The sequence below is a fragment of the Methylomonas sp. 11b genome (genome assembly GCF_000515215.1).
Classification (GTDB): Bacteria; Pseudomonadota; Gammaproteobacteria; order Methylococcales; family Methylomonadaceae; genus Methylomonas.
The window spans coordinates 4,676,488-4,700,239 of record NZ_KI911557.1; the positions used below are offsets into that span (position 1 = coordinate 4,676,488).

General features: G+C 52.3%; 23 protein-coding genes. 7 read left to right on the forward strand and 16 right to left on the reverse strand.

What is annotated here, in order from left to right; genetic code table 11:
• The first annotated feature begins 101 nt into the window (after positions 1 to 101).
• Positions 102 to 1,211 (forward strand): HupE/UreJ family protein, encoded by a 1,110-nt coding sequence (locus tag METH11B_RS0122485; protein WP_026603975.1) that lies wholly within the window; start codon positions 102 to 104, stop codon positions 1,209 to 1,211.
• Between the two features lie 186 nt (positions 1,212 to 1,397).
• Here METH11B_RS0122485 and METH11B_RS0122490 read toward each other — a convergent pair whose 3' ends face one another.
• From METH11B_RS0122490 to METH11B_RS0122525, 7 genes are all read right to left on the reverse strand, one after another.
• Positions 1,398 to 3,671 carry an FUSC family protein gene (locus METH11B_RS0122490; protein ID WP_026603976.1) on the reverse strand — a complete coding sequence of 758 codons (2,274 nt, stop codon included), beginning with the start codon at positions 3,669 to 3,671 and terminating at the stop codon, positions 1,398 to 1,400.
• A complete protein-coding gene (locus METH11B_RS0122495; RefSeq protein WP_026603977.1) occupies positions 3,668 to 4,822 on the reverse strand; it encodes an efflux RND transporter periplasmic adaptor subunit in 1,155 nt (384 codons plus the stop codon). The genes METH11B_RS0122490 and METH11B_RS0122495 overlap by 4 nt, the downstream gene beginning before the upstream one ends.
• 15 nt (positions 4,823 to 4,837) lie before the next feature.
• Positions 4,838 to 5,101, reverse strand: a complete 264-nt coding sequence (locus METH11B_RS27285) for a YtcA family lipoprotein (protein ID WP_036278150.1) — start codon at positions 5,099 to 5,101, stop codon at positions 4,838 to 4,840.
• A gap of 166 nt (positions 5,102 to 5,267) precedes the next feature.
• Positions 5,268 to 5,738: a MarR family winged helix-turn-helix transcriptional regulator gene (locus METH11B_RS0122505; protein WP_026603979.1), complete on the reverse strand. Its 471-nt coding sequence runs from the start codon at positions 5,736 to 5,738 to the stop codon at positions 5,268 to 5,270.
• 143 nt (positions 5,739 to 5,881) lie between these two features.
• The gene (locus tag METH11B_RS0122510) at positions 5,882 to 7,420 is read right to left on the reverse strand and encodes a TolC family protein (RefSeq protein WP_026603980.1); all 1,539 of its coding nucleotides are present in this window, start codon (positions 7,418 to 7,420) and stop codon (positions 5,882 to 5,884) included.
• Positions 7,421 to 7,646: 226 nt separating this feature from the next.
• Positions 7,647 to 9,542 carry an ATP-dependent zinc metalloprotease FtsH gene (gene ftsH / locus METH11B_RS0122515; RefSeq protein ID WP_026603981.1) on the reverse strand — a complete coding sequence of 632 codons (1,896 nt, stop codon included), beginning with the start codon at positions 9,540 to 9,542 and terminating at the stop codon, positions 7,647 to 7,649.
• A 433-nt stretch (positions 9,543 to 9,975) separates the two neighbouring features.
• Positions 9,976 to 10,362 carry a hypothetical protein gene (locus METH11B_RS0122525; protein ID WP_036276348.1) on the reverse strand — a complete coding sequence of 129 codons (387 nt, stop codon included), beginning with the start codon at positions 10,360 to 10,362 and terminating at the stop codon, positions 9,976 to 9,978.
• Positions 10,363 to 10,692: 330 nt separating this feature from the next.
• Between METH11B_RS0122525 and METH11B_RS0122530 the strand changes: the two genes are divergently transcribed.
• From METH11B_RS0122530 to METH11B_RS0122550, 5 genes are all read left to right on the forward strand, one after another.
• The gene (locus METH11B_RS0122530) at positions 10,693 to 11,094 is read left to right on the forward strand and encodes a hypothetical protein (RefSeq protein WP_026603983.1); all 402 of its coding nucleotides are present in this window, start codon (positions 10,693 to 10,695) and stop codon (positions 11,092 to 11,094) included.
• A gap of 503 nt (positions 11,095 to 11,597) precedes the next feature.
• The gene (locus METH11B_RS0122535) at positions 11,598 to 13,100 is read left to right on the forward strand and encodes a hypothetical protein (protein ID WP_026603984.1); all 1,503 of its coding nucleotides are present in this window, start codon (positions 11,598 to 11,600) and stop codon (positions 13,098 to 13,100) included.
• Between the two features lie 576 nt (positions 13,101 to 13,676).
• Positions 13,677 to 14,405 (forward strand): VPLPA-CTERM sorting domain-containing protein, encoded by a 729-nt coding sequence (locus METH11B_RS29870; protein WP_026603985.1) that lies wholly within the window; start codon positions 13,677 to 13,679, stop codon positions 14,403 to 14,405.
• Positions 14,406 to 14,702: 297 nt separating this feature from the next.
• Positions 14,703 to 15,701, forward strand: coding sequence for a sulfate ABC transporter substrate-binding protein (locus METH11B_RS0122545; RefSeq protein ID WP_026603986.1), 999 nt, complete (start codon positions 14,703 to 14,705; stop codon positions 15,699 to 15,701).
• Positions 15,702 to 15,729: 28 nt separating this feature from the next.
• A complete protein-coding gene (locus METH11B_RS0122550) occupies positions 15,730 to 16,632 on the forward strand; it encodes an EAL domain-containing protein (protein WP_026603987.1) in 903 nt (300 codons plus the stop codon).
• Positions 16,633 to 16,740: 108 nt separating this feature from the next.
• On the opposite strand, the gene METH11B_RS0122555 is transcribed toward METH11B_RS0122550, so the two are convergent.
• Genes METH11B_RS0122555 through def form a run of 4 tightly spaced genes read right to left on the reverse strand, consistent with a single transcriptional unit; the run spans position 16,741 to position 19,384 of the window.
• Complete coding sequence (locus METH11B_RS0122555; RefSeq protein WP_020485379.1) at positions 16,741 to 17,079, reverse strand: DUF2845 domain-containing protein; 339 nt, start codon at positions 17,077 to 17,079, stop codon at positions 16,741 to 16,743.
• Positions 17,079 to 17,912 carry a quinoprotein dehydrogenase-associated SoxYZ-like carrier gene (locus tag METH11B_RS0122560; RefSeq protein WP_026603988.1) on the reverse strand — a complete coding sequence of 278 codons (834 nt, stop codon included), beginning with the start codon at positions 17,910 to 17,912 and terminating at the stop codon, positions 17,079 to 17,081. Before METH11B_RS0122560 ends, METH11B_RS0122555 begins: the two co-directional genes overlap by 1 nt.
• An 18-nt stretch (positions 17,913 to 17,930) precedes the next feature.
• Positions 17,931 to 18,845 carry a quinoprotein relay system zinc metallohydrolase 2 gene (locus tag METH11B_RS0122565; RefSeq protein ID WP_026603989.1) on the reverse strand — a complete coding sequence of 305 codons (915 nt, stop codon included), beginning with the start codon at positions 18,843 to 18,845 and terminating at the stop codon, positions 17,931 to 17,933.
• Between the two features lie 11 nt (positions 18,846 to 18,856).
• On the reverse strand, positions 18,857 to 19,384 hold the full coding sequence (gene def, locus METH11B_RS0122570) for a peptide deformylase (RefSeq protein ID WP_026603990.1): 528 nt from the start codon (positions 19,382 to 19,384) through the stop codon (positions 18,857 to 18,859).
• Positions 19,385 to 19,582: 198 nt separating this feature from the next.
• Here def and METH11B_RS0122575 point away from each other — a divergent pair, with 198 nt between their 5' ends.
• The gene (locus tag METH11B_RS0122575) at positions 19,583 to 19,927 is read left to right on the forward strand and encodes an HvfA family oxazolone/thioamide-modified RiPP metallophore (RefSeq protein ID WP_020485383.1); all 345 of its coding nucleotides are present in this window, start codon (positions 19,583 to 19,585) and stop codon (positions 19,925 to 19,927) included.
• 50 nt (positions 19,928 to 19,977) lie between these two features.
• Here the strand turns inward: METH11B_RS0122575 and METH11B_RS0122580 are convergent, their stop codons facing one another.
• The 5 genes from METH11B_RS0122580 to METH11B_RS0122600 all read right to left on the reverse strand — a co-directional run bounded on the left by METH11B_RS0122580 (position 19,978) and on the right by METH11B_RS0122600 (position 23,676).
• A complete protein-coding gene (locus tag METH11B_RS0122580; protein WP_026603991.1) occupies positions 19,978 to 20,301 on the reverse strand; it encodes a HesB/IscA family protein in 324 nt (107 codons plus the stop codon).
• Between the two features lie 15 nt (positions 20,302 to 20,316).
• Entirely contained in the window at positions 20,317 to 21,420 is a 1,104-nt protein-coding gene (locus METH11B_RS0122585) for a cysteine desulfurase family protein (RefSeq protein ID WP_026603992.1), read from the reverse strand.
• Positions 21,420 to 21,905, reverse strand: a complete 486-nt coding sequence (gene iscR / locus METH11B_RS0122590; protein WP_020485386.1) for a Fe-S cluster assembly transcriptional regulator IscR — start codon at positions 21,903 to 21,905, stop codon at positions 21,420 to 21,422. Before iscR ends, METH11B_RS0122585 begins: the two co-directional genes overlap by 1 nt.
• A 288-nt stretch (positions 21,906 to 22,193) precedes the next feature.
• A complete protein-coding gene (cysE, locus tag METH11B_RS0122595) occupies positions 22,194 to 22,946 on the reverse strand; it encodes a serine O-acetyltransferase (RefSeq protein WP_026147227.1) in 753 nt (250 codons plus the stop codon).
• A 4-nt stretch (positions 22,947 to 22,950) separates the two neighbouring features.
• Positions 22,951 to 23,676, reverse strand: coding sequence for an RNA methyltransferase (locus METH11B_RS0122600; protein ID WP_036276353.1), 726 nt, complete (start codon positions 23,674 to 23,676; stop codon positions 22,951 to 22,953).
• Between the last annotated feature and the right edge of the window lie 76 nt (positions 23,677 to 23,752).

Sequence of the window (23,752 nt, forward strand, 5' to 3'; positions counted from 1 at the left end):
TCGACTGCGCTCAGGGCAGGCCTGTCGAAGGGCAGGCCCCACCAAGCTTAGACGGGTTAAGCTCGAACCGAATACGCGGAATCATTTGGGTCGGGTTAATCATGGTCTGGCTGCTGACTGCAAGTTTTAATGTTTTTGCCCATAAGGCCAGCGATAGTTACATGACGGTGCAGGTTGACGGGCGGCAGATCTCCGGGCAATGGGATATTGCCTTGCGCGACCTGGATTACGCCTTGGGTTTGGATGCAAACGACGACGGCAATATTACCTGGGCGGAGTTGCGAAATAGTCGGGATGTTGTGTATGCCTATGCGCTGAGTCGTTTGCAAATGACGACGGCTAAGCAAGTCTGTTCGCTGCAAGCAGGGGATTTACGGGTGGACGAACACAGCGATGGTCATTACGCCGTATTAAATTTCCGGGCGATTTGTCCGTCTGCGTCCACGCCGTTGTCGATAGACTATCGCTTGCTTTTCGATCTCGACCCGCAGCATCGCGGGCTGATAAGCGTCATTCATGCCGCTAAAACCGATACCGCGATCTTTAGTCCTGACTACCAACGTAGCGAATTTGTGCGGGACGCTGATTATTCCGGGTGGCGGACCGTGGCGCGATTCGGCTATGCCGGGCTATGGCATATCTGGATCGGCTTTGACCATATTCTATTTTTGTTAAGTCTGTTGCTGCCGGCGGCTTTGGCGTGGGAGCGGGGTGCTTGGCAGCCAAAACCAGGCTTTAGACCGGTATTTTTCGACGTGCTAGGTGTGGTTACCGCCTTCACGTTGGCACATTCATTCACCCTGAGCCTTACGGTGCTGCAATACATTTGTCTGCCGTCCCGCTGGGTAGAATCGGCCATTGCCGTGTCCGTGGTGTTGGCAGCGTTGAACAATATTTATCCGGTGTTAGTAAAACGCCGCACCTGGTTTGCCTTTGCTTTCGGCTTGATCCACGGCATGGGCATCGCCAGCGTGTTGTTGGACATGGGCTTGTCGGACACGCAGCGGCTGTTACCACTATTGGGCTTTAATTTGGGTGTGGAAGCAGGGCAGTTGGCGATTGTCGGTGCGGTTTTGCCTTTGATAGTCGGCTTTAGCCGCTATCGCTATTATCCGCTAGTCGTGATGAAAACCGGCTCAGCATCCATCGTCGCCGTGGCTTTAGTCTGGTTAGCGGAACGAAGTCTGGATTTTCAGATGAACATATTTTGAGCAACTTGGCGTATATCGGTGCTGCTGATTATTAACCCGGCCCTTAAATTTAGAAGGGCAGACCAGCCTGGGCTTCGCCGCACTCAACCTCAACGGAATACCCGTGATAAACAGGCCGGATTAGTAAATATCGTCGCTCCTGCGCCGGCGGGAGCCCAGGGGCTATATTGGATTCACTGCGCGGCCTTATTGCACATCAAGGTCCGGAGCGGATTGTTGCGGATATGACCTGGCAGCCAGCACTGCTTTTTCGATGTGGGCTATCAGTTCCACAATTTGTTGGTCCAGCATAAAGCGTAGCTCCCACTCGACGGCCAAATCGTCGGCCAGATTGTCGATACGATGATGATCGATATAACTTTGCTTTAGACGCGCTTGATGATTGGCAAGCTCGATCCGGTTGCCGGCTTGTTCGCCTTGCAGAAGTCTTGCGGCATATTCCAGGGCGGTTGCCAGTTCGGCATCGAACGCCCGGCTGAGCTGTTGCAATTCATCAGGAAAGTGGCTGAAGCGCTGGCCGCTGAGTAAGCGATAGCGTTTGCGGACTTGCAGCAAGCCGGATAAATGGCCGGCGTCCTTCACAATAGTCCGCAGCGCCGCTCGTTCATGCACTTTCTCGACCAAGCGCGCATCGGGTTCCAATACCGCGTGTGCCAACAAGTCTTGAGCGGCGGCCAGCTCTTTTTCCGCCGATAGCCGTAAGGGTAAGGTGTAAGTCAGCAGGTGACTGACATCGGGTAAGCGCTTGGTGAAGCTGGCAAGTGTGCGCAACGCCGCTACGCTGTGGTGGCGGGCCAGTGCAATCGAGCGCCGCGGCCACAGCGCGTAATCGATAACGCCCATCACGATAAGTCCGAGCAAAATACCTATGACCCGGTCGCGCGGCAGATATAGGTCGGTGACTTGACCAAAATCATGCAGCACAAACAGCGCAAACGAAAAACCAAGCTGCCGGCCCAGGTAGGCAATGCGTTCGCTGCCGGCGGTAATCCAGGCTGCCAGCGCCCAGAATGGCGCTGTGGCAAACGCAAAGCCGACGATGGTATCGAGCTGAGATTGAAAGACCAATACGTAAAAGTAAGCGCAGATCCCGCCGACGGCGGCGCCCGACACTCGTAACAGCGAGAGCCGGTAGTCGGCGCCGAGACTGGTTTGTGCGGCGACCAGACAGGTAGGAATCGCGGTGTTGATGTCGGGCCAACCCAGGCTTTCGACGATCAGCATGCACAGGATCGCGCCCAGGGAGAACTTGATGCCGAATTGCACGCTGTCGGCATGGCTTGCCCAATACTCGTAAGCAAGCCAGGCCGGCAGCCAGCTATGTTCAGGGTTATCGTCGGATTCCTGGCCGATGTCCTTACTGTCCGCCGCATCTACAGGTTGATGTAAAGCCTGTGTCAAACCGGCAATGCGTTGCAAGGCCCGCCACAAAGCGGTTAACAACGACGGATTTGATTCCCGGGCATAGCTTTGCAACACCTCCTCGCTTAACAAGTGCGTGACGTCTGCGGACACATCGCGTGATCCCACCACGCCTTGCCGCAAATTGGCGCAGGCGCTTTGCATAGCCCGATAGACATGCAGTTTTTCCGGTGTCAGCGGCTGGGCTCGATATTCCGCAGCCAGCACCTGATTAAGCCAATCCGCCAACTGCCGCAAACCGTCTATTTCCAGCAGCAGCGCCCGATAAGTCTGGTGGCGTTCGTGTAACGCCGGATGGATCAATTCGGCGTTGGCCAGCAAACCCAGCAACTTGCCGAGGCTGCCGGCAGCGGCGTGCATGGCTGCTTCCGGCCTGGGGCTATATGCACCCGCATCGGCCAGACGGGCGCTGAAGATGTATTCCACCGCGGCCAATTGCATGGCAATCTCCGCTTGTAACAGTTTCAGAGGATCTTGCGGTTTGATGGTCAAATGCACTACCGTCCATGTTCCCAGCGCCAGTACACCGATAATGGGGATGTTCCATAAGGCATGGTAAATGTTTTCATCGGGCGTGCTGGGGCTGTACAGCACCGCCACCGAATACCATAAAGCAATGCCCGTGGGCCAGGCGATCAGCCGGGCGTGAAACAGGGACAAGGCCAAGATGACGAACGATAGCGGCAGCAGTAACCAAGGGTCGTTGCCAGCCAGCATCAGCGTCAATACCGATACCAAGGTCGTGACCATCAGGTAACCGAGCTGGCGTATTCCAAACGCCAGGGATTGGCCGGCGTTGGCGTATGCGTCGTAGCTTAGGCAAATCAATATGGAGATTGCCCCTAGCGGCGGAATATGCAAGGTTTGGCTGACGAGTGCGATAGTCAGTGTGACGGCAAACAAGCGCAGGGCGGCCACGCGCCGTGTCGGCGAATCTTTGAGTTCCGCGTGGAGGAATTGCCCCAGGCTGGTGCCAAACCAAAGCCGGTTGGGTTTTGTTTGCGAGCTTAAACCAGGCCGGCTGTCGCCAATGGTCATGGCGGCAGGGCTGTATCTGCTGCGTCGGCAGTTGGTTTCCGCACCGTAACAAAGGCGGTCATCCCCATACGGAGCGGATGCTCGGGGTCGTGCTCTTTAATCTCGATCCGTACCGGAAAACGCGAAGCCAGAATGACCCAGTTCAGTGTGCGTTCAACTTCCGGCAATACGCCATGCTGTTTGATATTGTCGGGCGAATTGGCCCAGCCGATCCCGGTCACCACGCCGGGATAGCGCTTGCCCGGATATGCGACCAGAAACACTTCGGCTTCCTGGCCGGGTTTGATCGACCGCAAATAGGTTTCCTTGAAGTCGGCGATCACATACCAGTGGCGATCATCCACCAAAGCGAACATTTGCGCGCCGGCCTTGGCGTATTCGCCTTCGCGGGTATTCAAATTGGTGACATAGGCGTTAAACGGCGCGCGCACATAACAATATTCCAGATCGAGTTCGGCGGCGGTAACCATGGCTCTGGCCGCTTCGATGCGGGCATTGACGTCGCCGACTTGGGCGATTAACGATACCGCCCGGCGGCTATCGCTCTTGGCTTCTTCTATGGCACTGCGAGCGGACAGTTCTTTAGCTTTCGCATCCGCCAACTCGGCGCGGGAAGCCGCATAGCGGGAACGCGCCTGTTTCAGCTGATCGGTGGTGACATATTGTTTATCCGCCAAGGGTTCCAGTCGCTCCAGATAATTATGCAGATACTCGTCTTCCGCCTCGATTTTTTTGACTTCGGCGTCGGCGGCGGCGCGCTGGTGTTCCAGACGCTCGATGGCAATTTCTGCGGAACCGCTGGAAGCACGCCGGGAATCGACATCTTTTTCCGCGAGCAGCAATTCGGCCTTGGCTTTGTCCAATCTGGCCTGATAGGGGCGCGGGTCGATCACGTACAGCAAATCGCCCTGTTTGACATATTGATTGTCTTCGACATGCAATTCCACGATGCGGCCGCTGACTTCCGGGGCGATGCCGACGATGTTGGCCCGCACCATCGCATCGTTGGTGCGCGGATTTTGATAGTTGATATGCCAAACCAGCGAGCCGGTCGCCACAGCACCCAGCACGATGGCTATGCCGATGACCCGACCCAGCAACATCCGATTTTTCAGGCTTAACCCTTGACTATGGTTTTGACTGTTTTCCATCAGGTACCGCCGTTTTCATGCTGCATAAAACACCAGCCAGATGCTAAAGGTGCACAAAGCCCATAGGCTGGGGGCGATCAGCAGCGGTGGCCCCAAATGCGCTGCCAGGCGGTAGTGCACCAACTGCCACATGAGCAGCATACTGGTCGCCAGCCCGCCGAGGATGCAGATGATCCAGGCCGGCCAGAACGAACCTTCCAGGCTTAGCATCGGATCGCAAGCGGTCAGGAAAATCGAGAGACTCGCCGGGAAAAACGTTTTAAGGGAACCTCTAAACATTCCCTCGCCCTCAGGGAGAGGGGGGTAAGTAATTGATTTTAATTCCCTCATCCCAACCTTCTCCCGGGGGGAGAAGGAGGTGTTTTTATTTTTAGAGGCCCACTTAAGTAATTGCCCAGAGATCATTGTGCGCTTCACCTCAAACGTATGAACATTTCGGTACTCGCTAGAATTCATCATCGACTTGTTCAATATGATCGCCGCGCGCGGTGATGACCGCTTCATGCAGCCTCTGTAAATCCGCCTCCAGCTTCGAGATTTCCTCGGTCGCATAATTGTCGAACAGGCGGCCGATATGGGCCAGATGCTCGGGGAAAGTTTGTTCGTAAACCGCGCGGCCCGCCTCGGTCAAGCGGATGATCTGGCTGCGACCGTCTTTTTTCGAGGCAGACCTTTCCACCAGGCCCTTGTCCTCCAAGCGGCTGACCACACCGGTGAGCGTGCCTTTGGTAATCAAGGTTTCCTCGCCAAGTTTCTTGGGCTGCATGCCGGCGGTTTTGCCCAGCGTAATGATCACATCGTATTGCGGCAAGGTTAATTCAAGCCGGTGAACGTGCCTGGCCGCATACGACAAAAAGGCCTGGTGGGTGCGGAGTAACTGGCGCAGTACGGTCGGAAATGTAGAGTCGGAGGACATAATCTAAAAATAATTGTTCTAATTAGGATTCGATAATAGCTATAAGCCTATTCACGCTCAAGAAAAACCTGGTGAATCGCTTAGCCGGTATTTGCTGTGTTGAACTAGAAATGCTTAGAGGCCACAGTATGAAAGACAGTCATTTAATGCTCATCCAACACTTCCGGATTTTGCTCGCCTGACACATAAACCAGCGTTGCGGCAGAACGTAATAAAGTCGCTCGACTATCGATTTCGGTATAGCGGGCACGCGCCAAATCCTTTTGCGCCGATAACAGCTCGATTACCGTCGAAAAGCCGTGCGTGTAAGACTCCTGGGTAGCCGCATAGGATTCCTCGGCGGCTTTCAACAGAGCCAAGGCAAACTCGCGTTTTTCCAGTGCGGTTTTGGTGTCGGCATAGGCTTTCCAGATGTCGCGCATGATTTCCAGGCGCAAGGCCTCCAGCTGAGCTTGGGACGCCGACCTTTTGGCCTCCGCTTCCCGCACTGCATTGCTGCGTTCAAAGCCGTCGAACAAGGTCCATTCCACATTCACCATGGCCGTATCGACCATGGTGTTGGCGGAATAACTTTCGCCGCCCGATGGCTTGGTATGCACATTGCCCCAGTATTGATTACCCACCATGCCGCGCAACGAAACCTTGGGCCAGAATTCGGCTCTGGCCTTCTTCACTTCGGCTTCGCGGGCCCGCAATTCGGCAAGACGCGCCAGCAAATCTGGACGTTGTTCCAAAGCCTGATCGACGATTTTTTCCACCGATTGCGCCAGTTCTGAGGGCAACGGTAGCTGGCTCAGGTCGACCAGTTGCAGGCTGTAAGCCGGCGATATTCCCAGGCTCGTCGTTAGATCGGCACGGGTCTGCGTGACCGAGCCGCGCGCATCTTGCAGGTCATAACTGGATTTTGCCTGCTCTTGCAGTGCCAGCAACAAATCGGGTTTGGTGGCCAGTCCTTGTTTGAGTTTGGCTTGAACCGAATCGGCGTTGGTTTTCGCCGACTCATAGGTTTGCTGAGCCGCCGTCACCTTGGCCAAGGCGGCCTGATAAACAAAAAAACTGCTGGCCACCCGATAGGCAATTTCCTGGTGTTTACGGTCGAAGGCAAAATTAGCGGCGCTCAACCTCTGTGCACCGGCATCGACCAGTGCTTCCCGGCGGCCGAAATCGAATAAGGTCCATGCCAAGTCCAGACTGGCGAGAGTCGCGTAACCGTTGCTGACCAGCGCGCTGCCGGGGATGGGGAAGCTACTGGTAAAATGCTGGCCGAATGCCATTGCCGTCAGGGTGGGATACCAGCTGCTGCGATTTCTTTCCAGGCGCGCGGTGGCGGCTTTTGCTTCCTCCCAGCTAATCCGGGTTTCCGGATGCGTGTGCAGGGCCAAATCCACCAAGGCCGCCAAATCGTAGGTTTGCTGGGTATCGATTCCAGGATCTTCAGTTGGAGAACTGGACGTATCCGGCGCTGACGGGCGGTTTTGGACTTGATAAGCGTGCCTGGACAAAGCCGGCCGGGCAGGGGTTGGCGGATCATATTCCGCAATTGGCGCCGGCTTCGGTAAGGTGCAGGCTGTCAACAATGTCAGTGCCGCAACCCCCACGTTGCGATAGGCTGGCGCTAAATAGGGCAATATTGCCGAGCTGGAAACGAATTTTTTCAAGCGTTTATTGGGTTGTCGAATCACTCTAATTTGGAAAAAATCCCCTAGTCATTAATCTATTCTTTGGCCCCGAACTCTATCATTTATTCGGGGCCCGCGAGCAACAGTTCATTAATGCGGTTACTGTTTTATTCAGTCATCGCACTGCAAATTTCGGTTTTTTGATTCCCTCGCCCCCAACCCTTTCCCGGATGGCGAGGGAACGAATGTGCTGAAATTTGCCGTGCGAAAGGTCTATCGGGTCTTGAGATCACGACAAAGCCGGTATTTTGCCGATAGGAGCTACCGTTTCTGTCGTCGGCCTGGGCGATTTGCCGTTGTCGCAGTGCCGTTTTGCCGGCTCGACAGCCTTGGGGGGTGCGATCTTGCGGCCCTGCATTAACTCGTCGATCTGATATTTATCCAGGGTCTCCCAATCCAGTAAGGCTTGCGCCATGTTGTGCAGAATATCCATATGCGTTTTGAGGATGGCCTCGGCGCGCCGATAGTTATTTGCCAAGGTTTGTCTTATTTCATGATCGATCAGGCGCGCCATTTGCTCGGACATCGGCTTGGTTGAACCCATAAATCCGCTGTCGTTGTCGCCGCAATCCATGGGGCCTAGGCGATCGGATAAGCCCCACTTAGTGACCATATTGCGCGCCAATTGAGTCGCGCGTTGTATATCGTTGGAGGCGCCGGTGGTGACTTTGTTTTTGCCGTAAATCAGAGCCTCGGCAATCCGGCCGCCGAACAGGCTGGAAATCTGGCCCTCCAGTTTATCTTTGCAGGCGCTGTATTGGTCGTGTTCCGGCAGGAACATGGTGATGCCCAAAGCACCGCCGCGCGGCATGATGCTGACCTTATAAACCGGGTCGTGTTCCGGCATCAAGCGGCCAACGATGGCGTGGCCGGCTTCATGGTAAGCAGTCATCAGCAAATCCTCGCGACTCATGATCATGGTGCGTTTCTCGGCGCCCATGATGGCTTTGTCGCGGGCGCTGTCCAGGTCGTGCATGGTTACTTCCCTTTGGTTGTTGCGGGCAGCGAACAAGGCGCCTTCATTAATCAGATTGGCTAGTTCGGCACCCGAAAAACCGGGTGTGCCGCGCGCCAGATCGTTGATGTTGACATCTTCGGCCAAGGGCACTCGGGTGGCGTGGACTTTGAGAATTTGTTCGCGGCCCTTGATGTCCGGCAAGCCGATCTGCACTTGGCGATCGAAACGGCCCGGTCTCAGCAAAGCCTTGTCCAGCACATCGACACGGTTAGTTGCCGCAATGACAATGATGCCTTCGTTGCCGCTAAAACCGTCCATTTCCACCAATAGTTGGTTAAGGGTTTGTTCGCGTTCTTCGCCGCCGCCGATATTGCCGCCAGTACTGCGCTGGCGGCCGACTGCGTCGATTTCATCGATAAAAATAATGCAGGGCGCGCGCTTTTTAGCTTGCTCAAACATATCCCGCACCCTGGAAGCGCCGACGCCGACAAACATTTCCACAAAGTCGGAACCCGAGATCGAGAAGAACGGCACTCCGGCCTCGCCGGCAATGGCCCGAGCTAATAAGGTTTTACCGGTACCGGGAGGGCCTACCATCAGCACACCGCGCGGAATTTTGCCGCCCAAGGCTTCGTATTTGCCCGGATCTTTCAAGAAGTCCACCATTTCCGCTACGTCCTGTTTGGCTTCTTCGGCGCCGGCCACATCGTTGAAACGCACCTTGACTTGATCTTCGGTCATCAATTTGGCCCGGCTTTTACCAAAGCCGTTCTGCGCGCCGGCACCCTGTTGTTGCTTACGCATGAAATAGATCAATACCCCGATCAACAGCAAAGTGGGAGCCCATGAGAATAAGAGTTGGGTTAGGGTAGATTGGGTTTCCGGTCTCTCGACTTTGATTTTGACGTCATACTCCAATAGGTCGTCTATGATTCGCGCATCGCCAGGATTGAATGTGGTAAAGCGCGTGCCATTATGGCGGCGGCCATCGATAGATTTCCCGTCTATCACCACTTCGGCCACGGACTTGCTGCGCACATCCTTGATGAAATCGGAATAGGAAATGTCGTTTTGTGAGTTGTAAGCAGATAGCCTGGGATTGAATGCCGCGAATAGCGCGATAGCAATGCCAACGGTTATGGACAGGGCGATTAAGAGCTTTTTCATGATTGCGATCTCCTGTTTAGGATGCAAGGTTCAAGTAATACGCTTAGGCAAGACTTGGGTTTGTGCACGGACGTTTTCCACATCAAGCCAGGCGAGAAGAAAACACTGGTTCGACATAAGAAAATCAGCAATTTTTGCGCCATTAATTCGATATAAAAAGACCTGCATCGCCGCTTCGCCAGTTGGCGAACGAGTTAACTGTCACGTTTTTCTTTTCGGAGGTAAGAAAACGCTTGGAACATAGGTCCAAGGCCGGCCACGCGCATCAAATATGCCGGCGTTATCGACAATGCAGGTCGTAAAAGGGAGCATTTACACAAGGCTTGGACCCGGTAATGTTCAAGCCTTGTGTCCAATATGCACACAAAACGCCCCTATTTTGTGCACCGATGCGGTCCGTTGATACATGGCTGAACCGGCCTGTGTTTAGGGCTTAGTGGCTGGAAACATAAAGTTTGTTCATTTCTTCATAGCGGCTCAAAGCTTCTTTCAACGATTCCCCGGCCAACTGCAAATCGCCGCCGCGGGCTGCTTTCCATGCGGTATTCAGACGTTTGCCTGCATGCTGGCGTTTGACTTCGAGATCGTTGTTCTCGATGTCTTTTTGCTGTTGTTTGGCATTGCTGACCAGTTCGGCGACGGTTTCTTTGTCCGCGCCGTTTTCCACCGCGGATATCGACGCTTTGACTTTGGAAATGGTGCTTTCCAGAGCGGCTCTTACTTCTTCGTGGCTAAAAGTCGCCGCGGAGACAGGAAAGCACAGCGCACTGATAAGGGAGATTGCTATAGAGAAAATTATGAATTCTTTGCGTGACATCATGATGTTAACCTCGGTAAACAAGAAAAAATAAATCGATAGCGGGTTGGGCCTCGGCACTTCCGGATCAAAACGAACTTATGTTTCGAGAGCTTCGTTTCAATTGTTAGTGTGGGTAGAGTTTATCAGATTATGGTTCTTATTAGAACTTAATTTGTTTCCATCAGAACTACTTGTGTGTTTTTCATCACAATTTTTATTTGAATATGCATAATCGTAACGGTGAGAATTGGTACGAAGGCACGTGCTGGATTGAATTGATCGCCAGCAATTCCGTGATTTATTGGTAAGCTAAGGGCATAACTATTCTTATAACCACGCCTCGGAGAAAAAATGATCACGCTATTAAAAATTGCTGCCGCCACTTTGTTGAGTTTGAGTGGTACTGCGGCACATGCCTATGGCAGCAGTCAGAGTTCGCAGCACTGCGATAAACCGGTGTTTTCGGAGTTTCAGCCGGCAACCAATAAATATTTGCAATCGTTTAGCGAGTTTTCGTTGATGGCTTCGGCCAATACCACGCCGACCTCGGTTGTGGTTAATGTCAGTGCCGGCGAAACCAAATATCATTTCACCTCTAAACAACTGCAAATTACTCAACAACCCAGCGGTCGCTTGGAGATAAAGGGCAAAGTGGATAGACCTATAGAAGGTGGTTTCGCGCGCTTGAGTATTACCGCACACAGCAAACCCGGTTGTGAAAAAACCGACGGGTATCTGATTCGCATTCATTGATCGCGTAAATCTCGCTTCACCCGAGGCTTTTACCGACCTAAGCCCCTGGCCAACAACCCGCAGGGGCTGCAATCTCGCTAGTTAGCAAGGCATTTTGAATGCCCAGGGTTCTTTGCATGACTGCTTTCTAAAAATGTTTTAAACACTTTTCCCTTTGTCTTGCCGATTTTTAACCTGGGACTCAAATTTCCTAAGTCCCGCACCGGCGGGAGCCTGTGGCTGCATAGGATTCTCTGCGCGGGACTGACCGCCATAGGGCATGCAAAACCTAAACCCCTTCCCTAACTTCAAAACTCAACGATAGAGGAGCATCCGGCAATACTGGATATCTGGTCTATAGTTGCGATTAATCGACAGATCCAGTGTTGGGACGTTAGAGGCGTTCAGAGTAATGCCCAATCCTGGTGCAGTCACCAGCCGGACTACTAGGTTACCCGCGAGGTAATTTCCGGAACGGCTGGGTAGAGATAACCGCACGTCAAGAGATTAAAAAGGTGATAACAATGATTAAAAAGCCTGGGTTTTATCTGTTTCCATTGTTGTTTTTGGCATCCGCAGCTGCCGCCGATTACAAAGCCGATATCGGCTATCAAGCCTTGCTAACTCAATTGGGCGCAAACACTCCGACCGGCGAGGGCGTCAATGTGGTTCACGCCGAAGCGTCATTAGTCGAATCGAGGGACCACACTGATTACCCCATCTATGCGCCGAATATTCGTAACACCCAATTTGTCGGTAAGACGTTCAGTTTTCCGGGAAAAAAAGCCAGTACCTCACCATCGGGACACGCCGACAGCGTTGGTGCCAGATTTTATGGTAAGGATTCTATCGCCCACGGTATAAACAATATCGCCAGTTATGATGCCAACGCCTGGATCGAAAGTCTCATTAGTCCAGCTGCGTTGGCTCCAGTCAACGCCAGTCGGATTGCGAACCATAGCTGGATTGGCAAAGGCGACAGCGCGTCGGAAACGGCGATGATTTTGCGCCTTGTTGACAGGCAAGTGCAGCGCAACGAATTCATCCAGGTGGTTGGTATGAACAATGGCCTTAGCGACTCGCCCTTATTGGGTAGCGCTTACAACGCGATTGCGGTGGGTCGTACCGATGGCAGACAAGATAGGGGGTCCGATGCGGTGGATTCTTTATATATAGCGGGACGGACGCGTCCTGATGTAGTCGCGCCGCAAACCACCACCAGTGGAGCGACACCCATAGTAGCCGCTGCTGCCGCGTTATTAGTCGAGACCGGCCACAAGGGCGCGGCCAATCTATCGCAGGGATCTATTGATATTGAAGGCGTGGGAACGGTTTACAACGCCGAGCGCGCCGAAACCGTTAAAGCCGCGTTGCTGGCGGGTGCCGACAGAGCGACGAAAAATACTTCAACCACGGACAATATCGTCGACTATCGCAGCAGCGGGCACCAAACCATTAATGGTCTGGACGATAGATTCGGCGCCGGCCAGCTGAATATTTTGCATAGTTACGAAATCATCGCCGGTGGCGAACAAGATAGCCTGGAAGATGGCGGTGCCCAGAACGGCATCGGCTTGGCCGGATTCGACGTGGATACCGAGTTTGGCGGTTTGGCTAGTAATAGTCTGGCTACATATAAGTTCGCCGCCGCGATGGATTTGAATTTGCAGGCGTCTTTGGTATGGAATCTTGGGGTATCGAACGACCTGAATATGACAAGCACTTTGCACGACCTGAATCTGGAGTTGTTCGATAGCACGGCCCAAAATATCGCCGCGTTCTCGGCGAGCAGCGCCGACAACAGCGAGAACCTGTGGCTTAGTCTGGTCACCGGTCATCACTACGAATTACGGGTCAAGTCCGGTGAAGCCAGTCCGTTCAACTGGGATTACGCATTGGCCTGGCATATGAGTCCGCTGCAATCGGCACCGGTTCCGTTGCCGGGCACCTTTTACTTGTTCTTTTCCGCGCTCGGCGGGCTTGGCTGGCTGGTTCGCGGGAAACGGTGCAACATTCAAGTATGCTGATTTAAGGAAACTCTGGGCAAGCAGTTTTCATCAGCGCTTCAGCACGCTGATTGCGAGCGTAATCAACACTTTGTATGAGCGGTTGCGCTCCCTCTCTTCAGCCTATTCAGTGGGCCCTTAAATTGCTCGCTTCCGCTATTCCCGCGTTGGCGAGAGCGACGATATTTGAGAATCGGGTTAATAAGCTGCTTCAGTTAAACCAAAAAATCCGTCATGCCTATTCAGATACCCAAAGGGCATAAGTTGTGGCAAATAACTTTGCACATGAGTTATTTCACGGAAAATTCCCCGCGCATTACCACTCGCCATCTACGTATCTTTCTGTATTTAAAGAAAAATGTTTTGTGGTCTGAATGTTGTATGTGGATCAGCGTGCTTAGCCGTAGGCGTAGAAACGGCTAACACGATTTGGGACTTCCAATCATTCATATTCGGTTCTGTCGCTGACTTTGCAAACTGGACCCGCCGCGCGGATTAACCGCTTCCGAATACGCGGGAATGACGAATTTTTAGAGGCCCTGAAAATCAAGTTCCCAATGCGCTCTAATTTCAATCAACATAAAGGTTGTAATAATCGTGAATAAACTAATAAAATCAATTGGTATCGCCGGATTGGCGGGGTATGCGTTCATTGCCGAGGCCCAAGCAAATACTCTGGAAGTGTCAGGAACCATTTATAAAGTAAGCGGCGGCACTACCTACGATACTTGGAAAATCAATATGCTTAGCGGCGGTACTTTCAAAGTCGATTTGTTGGCTTATGAGGCCACTCAAAAGCAAACATCCACCGCCGGTTACCAGGAAATCGACCTGAACAACGACGGTGAAATTACATTTCTGGATCCGGATACTTATATCTACCGCGATGACGGCTTGCTGGATGCTGGCGATATGTTGGCGCGTTGCGACGATTCCGACGGCAATCACTGCCCCGATAGCAGCAATCAGCCGATTTTGACTAACACCGACGGTTCGGCGGACGGTTCCCTTTTCTTGCGCGATCCGGCATTTAACGTAACCTTGCAGGCCGGCAATTATTTGTATCTGGTGGCCGATTACACCTTATCGACCAGTGAAGCTGTCGCCGGTATCAATACTAACGATAACTTGACCTTACCGACAGGGCTTGCCGCCCGCGATCACGGCGACTATCGGCTCACCTTGAGCTCCGATACCCTGAATTTTTCTCTGGCTGGCAATACCATCACCGTCTCGCAAGTGCCGGTTCCCGGCGCCGTTTGGTTATTCGGCAGTGCGCTGGCCGGATTGGCGGCGGTAGGGCGGCGTAAGATAGTTGCGGTTTGACCTTGGTTAGCAGCGGGAAGCTTCGGCTTCCCGCTGTTTTACGGTCTGGTATCGCACCAAAACTAGCGAACTCCTTACTCGCTGCTGTTCCGAAATTTCCCTGAAAGCCTTTGTTTATGGCAAACCTGACCACGCGTCGGTTAGGTCTGTATCCGGAATCTAATATCTTAATATCAGATATTCAATTCTAAATATATCGTTTTTGTTGGTTGTCGTCTTTGCGTAGCATACGCAACGTGGTCAAACAAAGCCCAGCTTGCCGCAAGCAGATCCGATAACCCTTTTTCAGGAGCACCCATGAGATTTACCCATACCTTTAAGCCCTTACTCTTCGGTATAGCCCTGGCCCTGAGCGGCAACGCACTGGCTGAACGCACCTTGCTGAACGTCTCCTACGACCCGACTCGCGAGTTGTATAAAGAATATAACCAACTGTTTAGCCAATACTGGAAAACCAAAACCGGCGAAGACGTCACCATCCAGCAATCGCATGGCGGCGGCGGCAAACAAACCCGCGCCGTGATCGATGGCCTGGAAGCCGATGTGGTGACCTTGGCCCTGTCGGGCGACATTGATCAAATCCACGAGAAAGCCAACTTGTTGCCAAAAGACTGGCAAAGCAAATTGCCTAACAACAGCTTGCCTTACACCTCGACTATCGTGTTCCTGGTGCGCAAGGGTAACCCCAAGGCCATCAAAAACTGGGATGATTTAATCAAGGACGGCGTGTCCGTCGTTACCCCCAACCCGAAAACCTCAGGCGGCGCCCGCTACAATTATTTGGCAGCCTGGGCGTTCGCGGAAAAGAAAAACGGCAGCAAGGACGCCGCCAAGGCTTTTGTGGAGAAGCTGTTTAAAAACGTGCCGGTACTGGATTCCGGCGCGCGCGGCTCCACCACCACTTTTGCCGAACGGGAAATCGGCGACGTACTGATTACCTGGGAAAACGAAGCCTACCTGGTGTTGAAAGAATTCGGCGCCGATAAGTTCGAAGTGGTCACCCCGCCGTTTAGCATCTTGGCCGAGCCACCTGTGGCGGTGATCGAAGCGGTGGCGAAAAAGAACGGCACCCAGGACCTGGCGACCGAGTACCTGAAATATCTCTACACCAAGGAGGCCCAGGAGATTATCGCCAAAAACTTCTATCGGCCGACCGACAAAGACATCGCGGCTAAATACGCCAAACAATTCCCGACTTTGGACCTAGTCAGCGTCACGCAACTGGGCGGTTGGAGTGCTATACAGAAACAACACTTCGACGATAACGGTGTGTTCGACAAAATTTACGGGCGCTAAGAATGATTAGGCAGTGGAGGGTGTAGCCATGGTGGAAAATACCATCGAATTGCTCCGTGACGATCTCGAACGGGCCTTGTATCTGGATCTGGACGAATTCAAACTGGAAATCCAGCAACAGGAAGTTTTGAGCCGATTTATTGGCCTGAAATTGCGCAGCGAGTTTCAACCGATATTCGATGCCGGCAAATCCCAGGGCCTGCTTGGCTACGAAGCCTTGCTGCGCACGTCCACCGGCTTGGAAGCCGTGAGTCCGGACTTTGCATTTAGTTGGGCGGATAACCAGGGCAAACTGGTGAAGTTGGATAGGGTGGCGAGAACCCTGCACATGCTTAACTATCTGAATCTGCCGACGGATAAGGGCTTGCTGTTTTTAAACGTACATCCCAAATTGCTGGTGAGCGTGAATACGCACGGCAAGGTGTTCGAACACATTCTGCATCTGCATTCGGTGCCGACCACAAAAGTCGTGCTGGAGATCATGGAAAACGCGGTGGAAGCCGATCAACAGTTGCTCGAAGCGGTGGACAATTATCGTGATCGCGGCTTTCAGGTGGCTATCGATAATTTTGGTAGCCGGCATTCCAATCTGGATCGTTTGTGGCGTTTGTCGCCCAGCTTTGTGAAACTGGATTTAAGTATTATCCATCAGGCGCAAACCGATGCCAAGATTCGTCGGGTGTTGCCGAAATTGATCGAAATCATCCAGGCCTTGGGCGCGCAAGCGATCATCGAAGGCATCGAAAACGAAGTGCAACTGGATATTGCCTTGGATGCCGGCGGCAAATTGCTGCAAGGTTACTTCCTGGGCCGGCCGGCCGCGGCTGGGCACTGGCAAAAACCTAGGTCGGTGGTGCAAGACAATCCTTTAATGCCCGGTGCGCCTCAGCATTTTGGTAGTTTCAGTGTCCCGGCCCAGCATGGTATGTAAGGTGTGATGATCGTAAATTTTTAATGTTTTACCGATGGCTCGGTGAGATGGGCTCTCCTGTGGCAATCCTGCTAACCCCGCCGTTTTTCGGCGGGTTCTTTTTGCGCTTCAGTATCCATAGCTTAAATTGCGGATTTTTTTCAACTCACCGTCTTCAAACTCCAACAGCTGTTGAAACTTGCGCGGCCCAAAGTTGTAAATCCATTCCTCGATCAGTACTTCTTCGAACTGGTCTATCTCCAATGCACCGTAGGGATGCCGCAAGCGGCTGCCGCGGATTGCTCGGCGCTGTTCGACCGAATCGGGTTCCCCGCATTTTTCCAACACTTCCGATTTATAGTCGCCCACTTGGACCAGTTTATGTCCACAGCGCAGCGCAAGCGCATCGCCGGCAAATGCCAGCATGCCCAATGCCAACAGTATCCCTCTGATTGGCGAACCTGCCATTATGGGCTTACCGTATAACTTTGCGAGTAGCTGCCGCCCTTACTGCAAACATTCCGGCTGGTGGGCGATTCACAAGACACATCGGTAAATTCGGCTTTTAACTCGCCGGCCTTATCCGGCACAAAGTAGAAGCGGAAATTCGGGTCGGCGCTGATCGCAATATCGATTTTGGCGTTAAGCACGGGTTTGCCGTTAAACGTCACTTTCAGTTGATCGATGAAGTGCGATTTTCTGATAAATCGGGTCATTTGATCCATCTGCATACCCGTGAGGTTGGGATGGCTGATCATCAATTGGGTCAGGGCAGGTTGACCGCTTTGAATGCTGTCGTCGAGCCTAAACTTAACCTTGCCCAGCCGCTTCATGGCTTCATCCAGATCAGCGCCGATCGGTGCCGAGCAGCCGCCACTGGCTTTCACGAATTTTTTGGTCATGCTGAACTTGCCGTCATTGGTTTCGGCCACCGCGCGAATGTCGCTATAGGTATTGACGCGCACGCGCAACGCTAAATCGGCTTTGCCACTTTCCGGAAAGAACTCGAATTCACCGACAAATGGAAACGGGTTTTTATCGACAAACAACCAGATTTTTTTGATGTATTTATCCTTGCTTTGTGCAAACTTGCCGGTGACTTTAACCGGTACAATCGCCGGATCTTCCGCCCGATAAGGAGCATCCAACTCGATAACCGCATTGGATTCTTCGATATTTTTACCGGCGAAAAACTGGCTTTTCAAAACCGTGTTCCAGGTAATGTCATCGCCTTCCGCGGCGGCGGTCGCGGGCAAAATCATTAAAGCCAACAGATAAATAAGGTTGTAAGGTTTATGCATGCTTTTACTCTCCACTATTTAATCTTCCCATTCCAGCTCGGCAAATGCGATAGTCACATTTTTGCGGTGGAATTGTTCAAATAATTGCCAATTCTTTTTAGCAGGCAAGCCGACGCTATTCACGGCCTGCTCCAAGGTTTTGCTTTGCTTGATCATGGCTCTCACTTCAGTTGCCAATCCAGTCAAATAGGCTTTTTGCGCTTGTAGGCTTACCGGCCAATCTTTAACCAAATGACCGTGGCCGGGCACCACTAATTTGTAGTGATTTTTCTCCAAGCGCTCCATCTCCGATAACCAGCCTTTGATGCTGCCGTCTATCACCGGGATATGCTCTAAAAACAACAGATCGGCTAGCCACATAGTATCGGTGGACTTGTCGTAAACGCTCAAATCGTTATCGGTATGCGCGCTCGGATGGGCGGTCAGGAGCAGTTCGCGATTACCCAGGTTCAAAGTCATTGTGTCTTTTACTTCTATATCGGGCGGAATAATATTGTCTTGATTGACCTGAATATCCAGCAATTCCGCTGCACGACCGAGGTAATGGTCGCCGCGCGTCGCCATGGCGCGCGCCAGCTTATGATGGCCGACAAACTGCACGCCCGGTCCCTTAAAGGCGATATTGCCGTAGATATGATCGGGATGCACATGGGTATTGATCACATAACAAACCGGTTTAGCGGTAACTTGCTTGATGGTATTGCGTAGCGCGACTCCCTGTTGCGGACTGCCGCCGCTATCGACGACCGCCACGCAGCGCTCACCAACAATAAAGCCGATATTGGCAATCTCGCCGTGATTATCTCGATCCGGCCAATGGTGTGCAGAGGTATGCAGATAGATGCCCGGCGCCACTTGACTGAAAGACAGCGGCGGCAAAGCCATACTGCTGTAACTGGTCAATAGGCCTATTAACAACAACACAAACTTCATTCAGTTGGCTCCTATGCGGCGATGCGTTTGAAAAACTCGGTTTCGGAGATAATATCTTGGTTATTTTCAACCCTATCCAGATAGACCAATCCCAATAGATGATCGAATTCGTGTTGGAATACTCGGGCGGGAAAATCCTGCAACGCTAAGCTGTAGATTTCGCCTTGCTGATCTTGATATTGCACTACGATAGCCTGGTAACGCGGCACCAGGGCCCGGATACCCGGTACGCTTAAACAGCCTTCCCAATCTTTATGTAAAGTGCTGTCAACAATTTCGAAACTTGGATTGACCATCAGAATCGGCGGCATTTCCGGAGCATGCGGATAACGGGCTGTTGGCCGGGAAGCGATGATCAAAATTTGCCGGGAAGCACCCAATTGCGGGGCAGCTATGCCGACACCATTGGCCTCCAGCATAGTCTCATGCATGATTTCAATCAGTTTGTGGAACTCCGGACAGGTAAAGTCGTCAACTGGCTGCGCCTGCTGGCGCAAAACCTCGGCTCCCAGTTGTGCAATCGGTTTTTTTGAAGTCATGGTTTTGCTGGATAGCGCATTGGTAGGTTGCGGAAATGAGTCGTTTCGGGCGAAAGTATACTGCCGATTGGCAGAATCTTCCTGCCTTTACTTTACAAGGCTTTTTTGTGATATTAACAACAGGCCAGTTGCCGGAAATGCAGGGTTCCGGTGGCAAACCACTTATTAGAACAATTCGTTTTTTCCACAGGAGATAGTATGAAGAAAATCAACAAAACCCCGTTCGCCATCGCAATCGGCGCATCTCTGCTGCCAACGCTGGCGGGCAATTTTGCTCAAGCCGATAGCAATCCGTTTGCGTTGTCTGAGTTGAGCTCAGGCTATATGCTGACTGCCGAAGCCAAACCTGAAGCCGGTGCCGATAAAATGAAAGACGGCTCTTGCGGAGAAGGGAAATGCGGCGCGTCTATGATGAAAAAAAGCACTGACAGCAAAGCTGCTACCGAAGGCAAGTGCGCTGGTAACAAACCGGCTGCTCCAGCTGCGGACAAAGCTGCTGAAGGCAAAAAAATGGAAGGAAACTGCGGCGCGAACATGAAATAAGCGCCGATGACGCCGGCTTTATCTAAATAGGAAAGCCGGCGTTTCTTACGCTAAACCGAAAAGCTCTCCCCGCAACCGCAGGTACCTTTTACATTGGGGTTGTTGAACTTAAAGGCCTCGTTAAAACCTTCTTTGGCATAATCCAACTCAATGCCGCTCAATTTATCCAGATCAGCCTGTTTCACCAGCACTTTTACATCGTATTGGTCGAAAATCACTTCGTCGGCTTCGGCCTGATCGGCATAATCGAGCACGTAGGCGTACCCCGAGCATCCCGAGGTTTTAACGCCTAATCTCAAACCTAGGCCAGTTCCGCGTTTTTGTAACTGCTTTTGGATTTGCCTCGCGGCACTTTCGGTAACGGTAATAGCCATTGCTAATTCTCCTAGTTAATTTGCTATCAATGCTTTTAACACATCGACGAATTGATCGATTTCGGTTTCTTGATTGTCTTTACCCAAACTCACGCGGATCGCTGATTTAGCCAAAGAGGCGTCCGCCCCCATAGCCGTCAACACCGGGCTGATCTCGCCGGACGACGCTGAGCAGGCGGAGCCGCTGGAAACCGCGATATTGCGCTGATCCAACCGCATTAACAACATTTCGCCGCTAATGCCGGGGATACCAAACTGCACGGTATTCGGCAATCGTTTGGCGTGTTCGGCAAATATCGCCAAGCCCGGAATGGTGCGTAGAGCTTGCTCCAAACGCATTCTCAGCGCAAGCATGCGAGCTTCCCTTGCGTTCATTTCCGTCTTAGCCAATTCCGCTGCTTTGCCAAAACCCACTATTGCCGCCACATTTTCCGTGCCGGCCCGTGAGCCATGCTCCTGATCGCCTCCGCGCAGCCAGGGCTTTAAAACAAAATCTTCTGAAACTACCAACGCCCCGCAGCCTTTTGGCCCGTATATTTTGTGACTGGATAAACTCATCAATTTAACGCCTAGCTTTTTGAACGAAAATGATGTTTTACCCAAGCCCTGGACGGCATCGGTATGCAGGTTGACACCTCGCTCAGCCAAACGTTCGGCGATGTCAGCAATGTCTTGAATAACTCCGGTTTCATTGTTGGCCAACATCACCGAGGCCATGTCGCCGGCTTGCCAATTGGCTTTATCCAACGCGAGTAATGGCACTATTCCAGCGCCATCCACCTCAAGCGTTTGCACGTCGCGAAAACACCGCCGGTAGTGTGCGGCGTTTTCGAAAATGGAGGGATGTTCGATTGCAGAAATCGCCAGCCCGTGGTCGCGGGCGTTGGCTAGCGCCAATGCATTTGCTTCAGTCCCGCCGCTGGTAAATACAATCTGCGCTCCTGGTGCATCGATCAGCCCCAAGATTTGCTCCCTGGCGGTGTCGATGGCGCTACGGGCTATGCGGCCAAGCTTATAAAGACTGGATGGATTGCCATACATGCCGTGCAAGTAAGGCAACATCGCTTCCACCACTCGCTCGTCACAGCGGGTGGTGGCGTTATGATCCAGATAGATCATTACGCGATGCGTTTTTCCTGCCTGGGTTGCATTTCGATTACATGCTCGACTTGTTTGCTCTGTCTTTTTGCCACGTCACTGACAAAATCGCGCTCCAGCAATTGCCCGAGACTGATTTCTTTTAAGTAAGCGCGAATTTGCTCGCTCAAGCCCATCCACAAATCGTGTGTCAGGCAAGGTTCGTCGTTGTGGCAATTGGCCTTGCCACCGCATTTGGTTGAATCGACAGGTTCGTCGACTGCCTCGATAATGTCGGCGATGTTGATATCTCGGGCGCTACGGCTGAGCGTATAACCGCCACCAGGTCCTCGTACACCTTTGACCATGCCGGCCTTGCGTAAACGAGCAAACAATTGTTCAAGATAAGACAAGGAAATGGTTTGCCGAGTCGCAATGTCAGTCAAAGTCACCGGGTTGGATTGGCTGTGAAAAGCCAAATCCAGCATCGCGGTGACCGCGTAACGCCCTTTTGTGGTAAGCCGCATTTCAAACCCCTTACAAACTAATGAAAATAATGCTGACTATAAATAAACCCAGTAATTTGGTCAAGTATTCAATCGTAACTGGTTCTTGAGGTATTAAACACAGACAATCTGTAACGCATATTTTTGAATTCTGAGGACAGATCAAGCGTTTTACAGCTTGAACTCGTTGGGAATTTGCGGGGTAGAAATCTCGCGACTCTGCAAGAAGCTCAAGGCAAACGCTAATCAGTTTGAGTCACGCAGATGACAAGCGCTGGAGGGTTTGTTGTTAGAAAATACCTGATTATGTTATTGCTTATCCTTTATCTCACAATCATCCAATGCCGACATGGCCTGACGCTGGCAATCGATGCCGGCATCGTTTAGCACGTGTTGCATATCGGCTATTTGCTTATCGAGCTGATGGATATGATCAAGCATCAGATTGATGGCATTCGCGATGGGGTCCGGCATATCACCAGTCGCCCCGTATGCGTCGAAACCGATTTTCTGGGCCATTGCGTCGCGTCGCGCTTTTTCTTGCTTGGCTTTCGCATCGACGATATGGGCCGGAATCCCGACTACCGTGACACCAACGGGCACCGATTTCACCACCACCGAATTTGAACCGACTCTGGCGCCATCACCAATTTCAATCGGTCCCAGCACTTTGGCGCCGGCGCCTATTACCACGCCGTTGCCCAATGTCGGATGGCGCTTGCCCTTGTTCCAACTGGTACCGCCCAAGGTCACACCATGATATAGCGTGCAATCGTCGCCTATCACCGCTGTTTCGCCGATTACCACACCCATACCATGATCGATAAAAAACCGCCGGCCGATTTGCGCGCCGGGATGAATTTCGATGCCGGTCAGCCAGCGGCCCAAAAACGATAAATAACGGCCCGCCCACCTAAAACCACGTAACCACAGCCAATGACTGAAATGGTGAATCAGTACGGCGTGGAAACCAGGATAGGTCGTTATTACTTCAAAAGCCGATTGTGCGGCCGGATCTCGGGCAAATACGCAGTTTATATCTTCTTTAAGTCTGGCCAGCATGGCGTTATTCGGCATTGTGATTTTGCGAGAAGCGCAGAATGCCTCTCAGGATATCCAGCTCCTTGGTATCGAGCTGGGTCCGATTAAAGATTCGCCGCAAGCGACGCATGATTGATTTAGAACGCTCCGGGTGTAGAAAACCTATATCCGCCATAGTCTGCTGGAGATGCACATAGAAGGCTTCCATTTGTTCGGCTGTCGCCAGAGGTTCTTCACCCATATCGCCCACCGTACTGACCATTTCCTGGCCGGATGCGACGAATAGCTCGTAGCACACAACTTGCACTGCCGCCGCCAAGTTCAGCGAGCTATATTCTGCATTGCACGGAATCCGCAACAAATAATGGCATAAGTCCAATTCATGGTTTTTTAAGCCCGAATTCTCACGGCCGAACACCAAGGCTATATTTTGCTTCGGTAATGCACCTACCCATTTTTCGGCGGTTTGCCTGGCAGTCAAACTTGGCCAGCTGATGGTCCTATCGCGCGCACTGGAACCCAATACAATCCGGCAGTCGGCGATAGCATCTGGCAAGGAATCGAAGACAGTTGCGGCTCTTAGCACATCGTCGGCCCCGGAAGCTCTGGCCGTGGCGTCAGCATGCGGGAAAAATTTTGGAGATACCAATCGGAGTTGATCCATCCGCATATTTTTCATAGCTCTAGCCACCGCACCGATGTTGCCGGGATGGGAAGTCTCCACTAAAACCACTTTAAAATGTGATAGCAATGCCCGGCCTCTGCGGCTAAAAAAGCAGCGATTCTAGCAAAATTTGCTATGCTATCCGAGTTTTCTAACTGCTCAT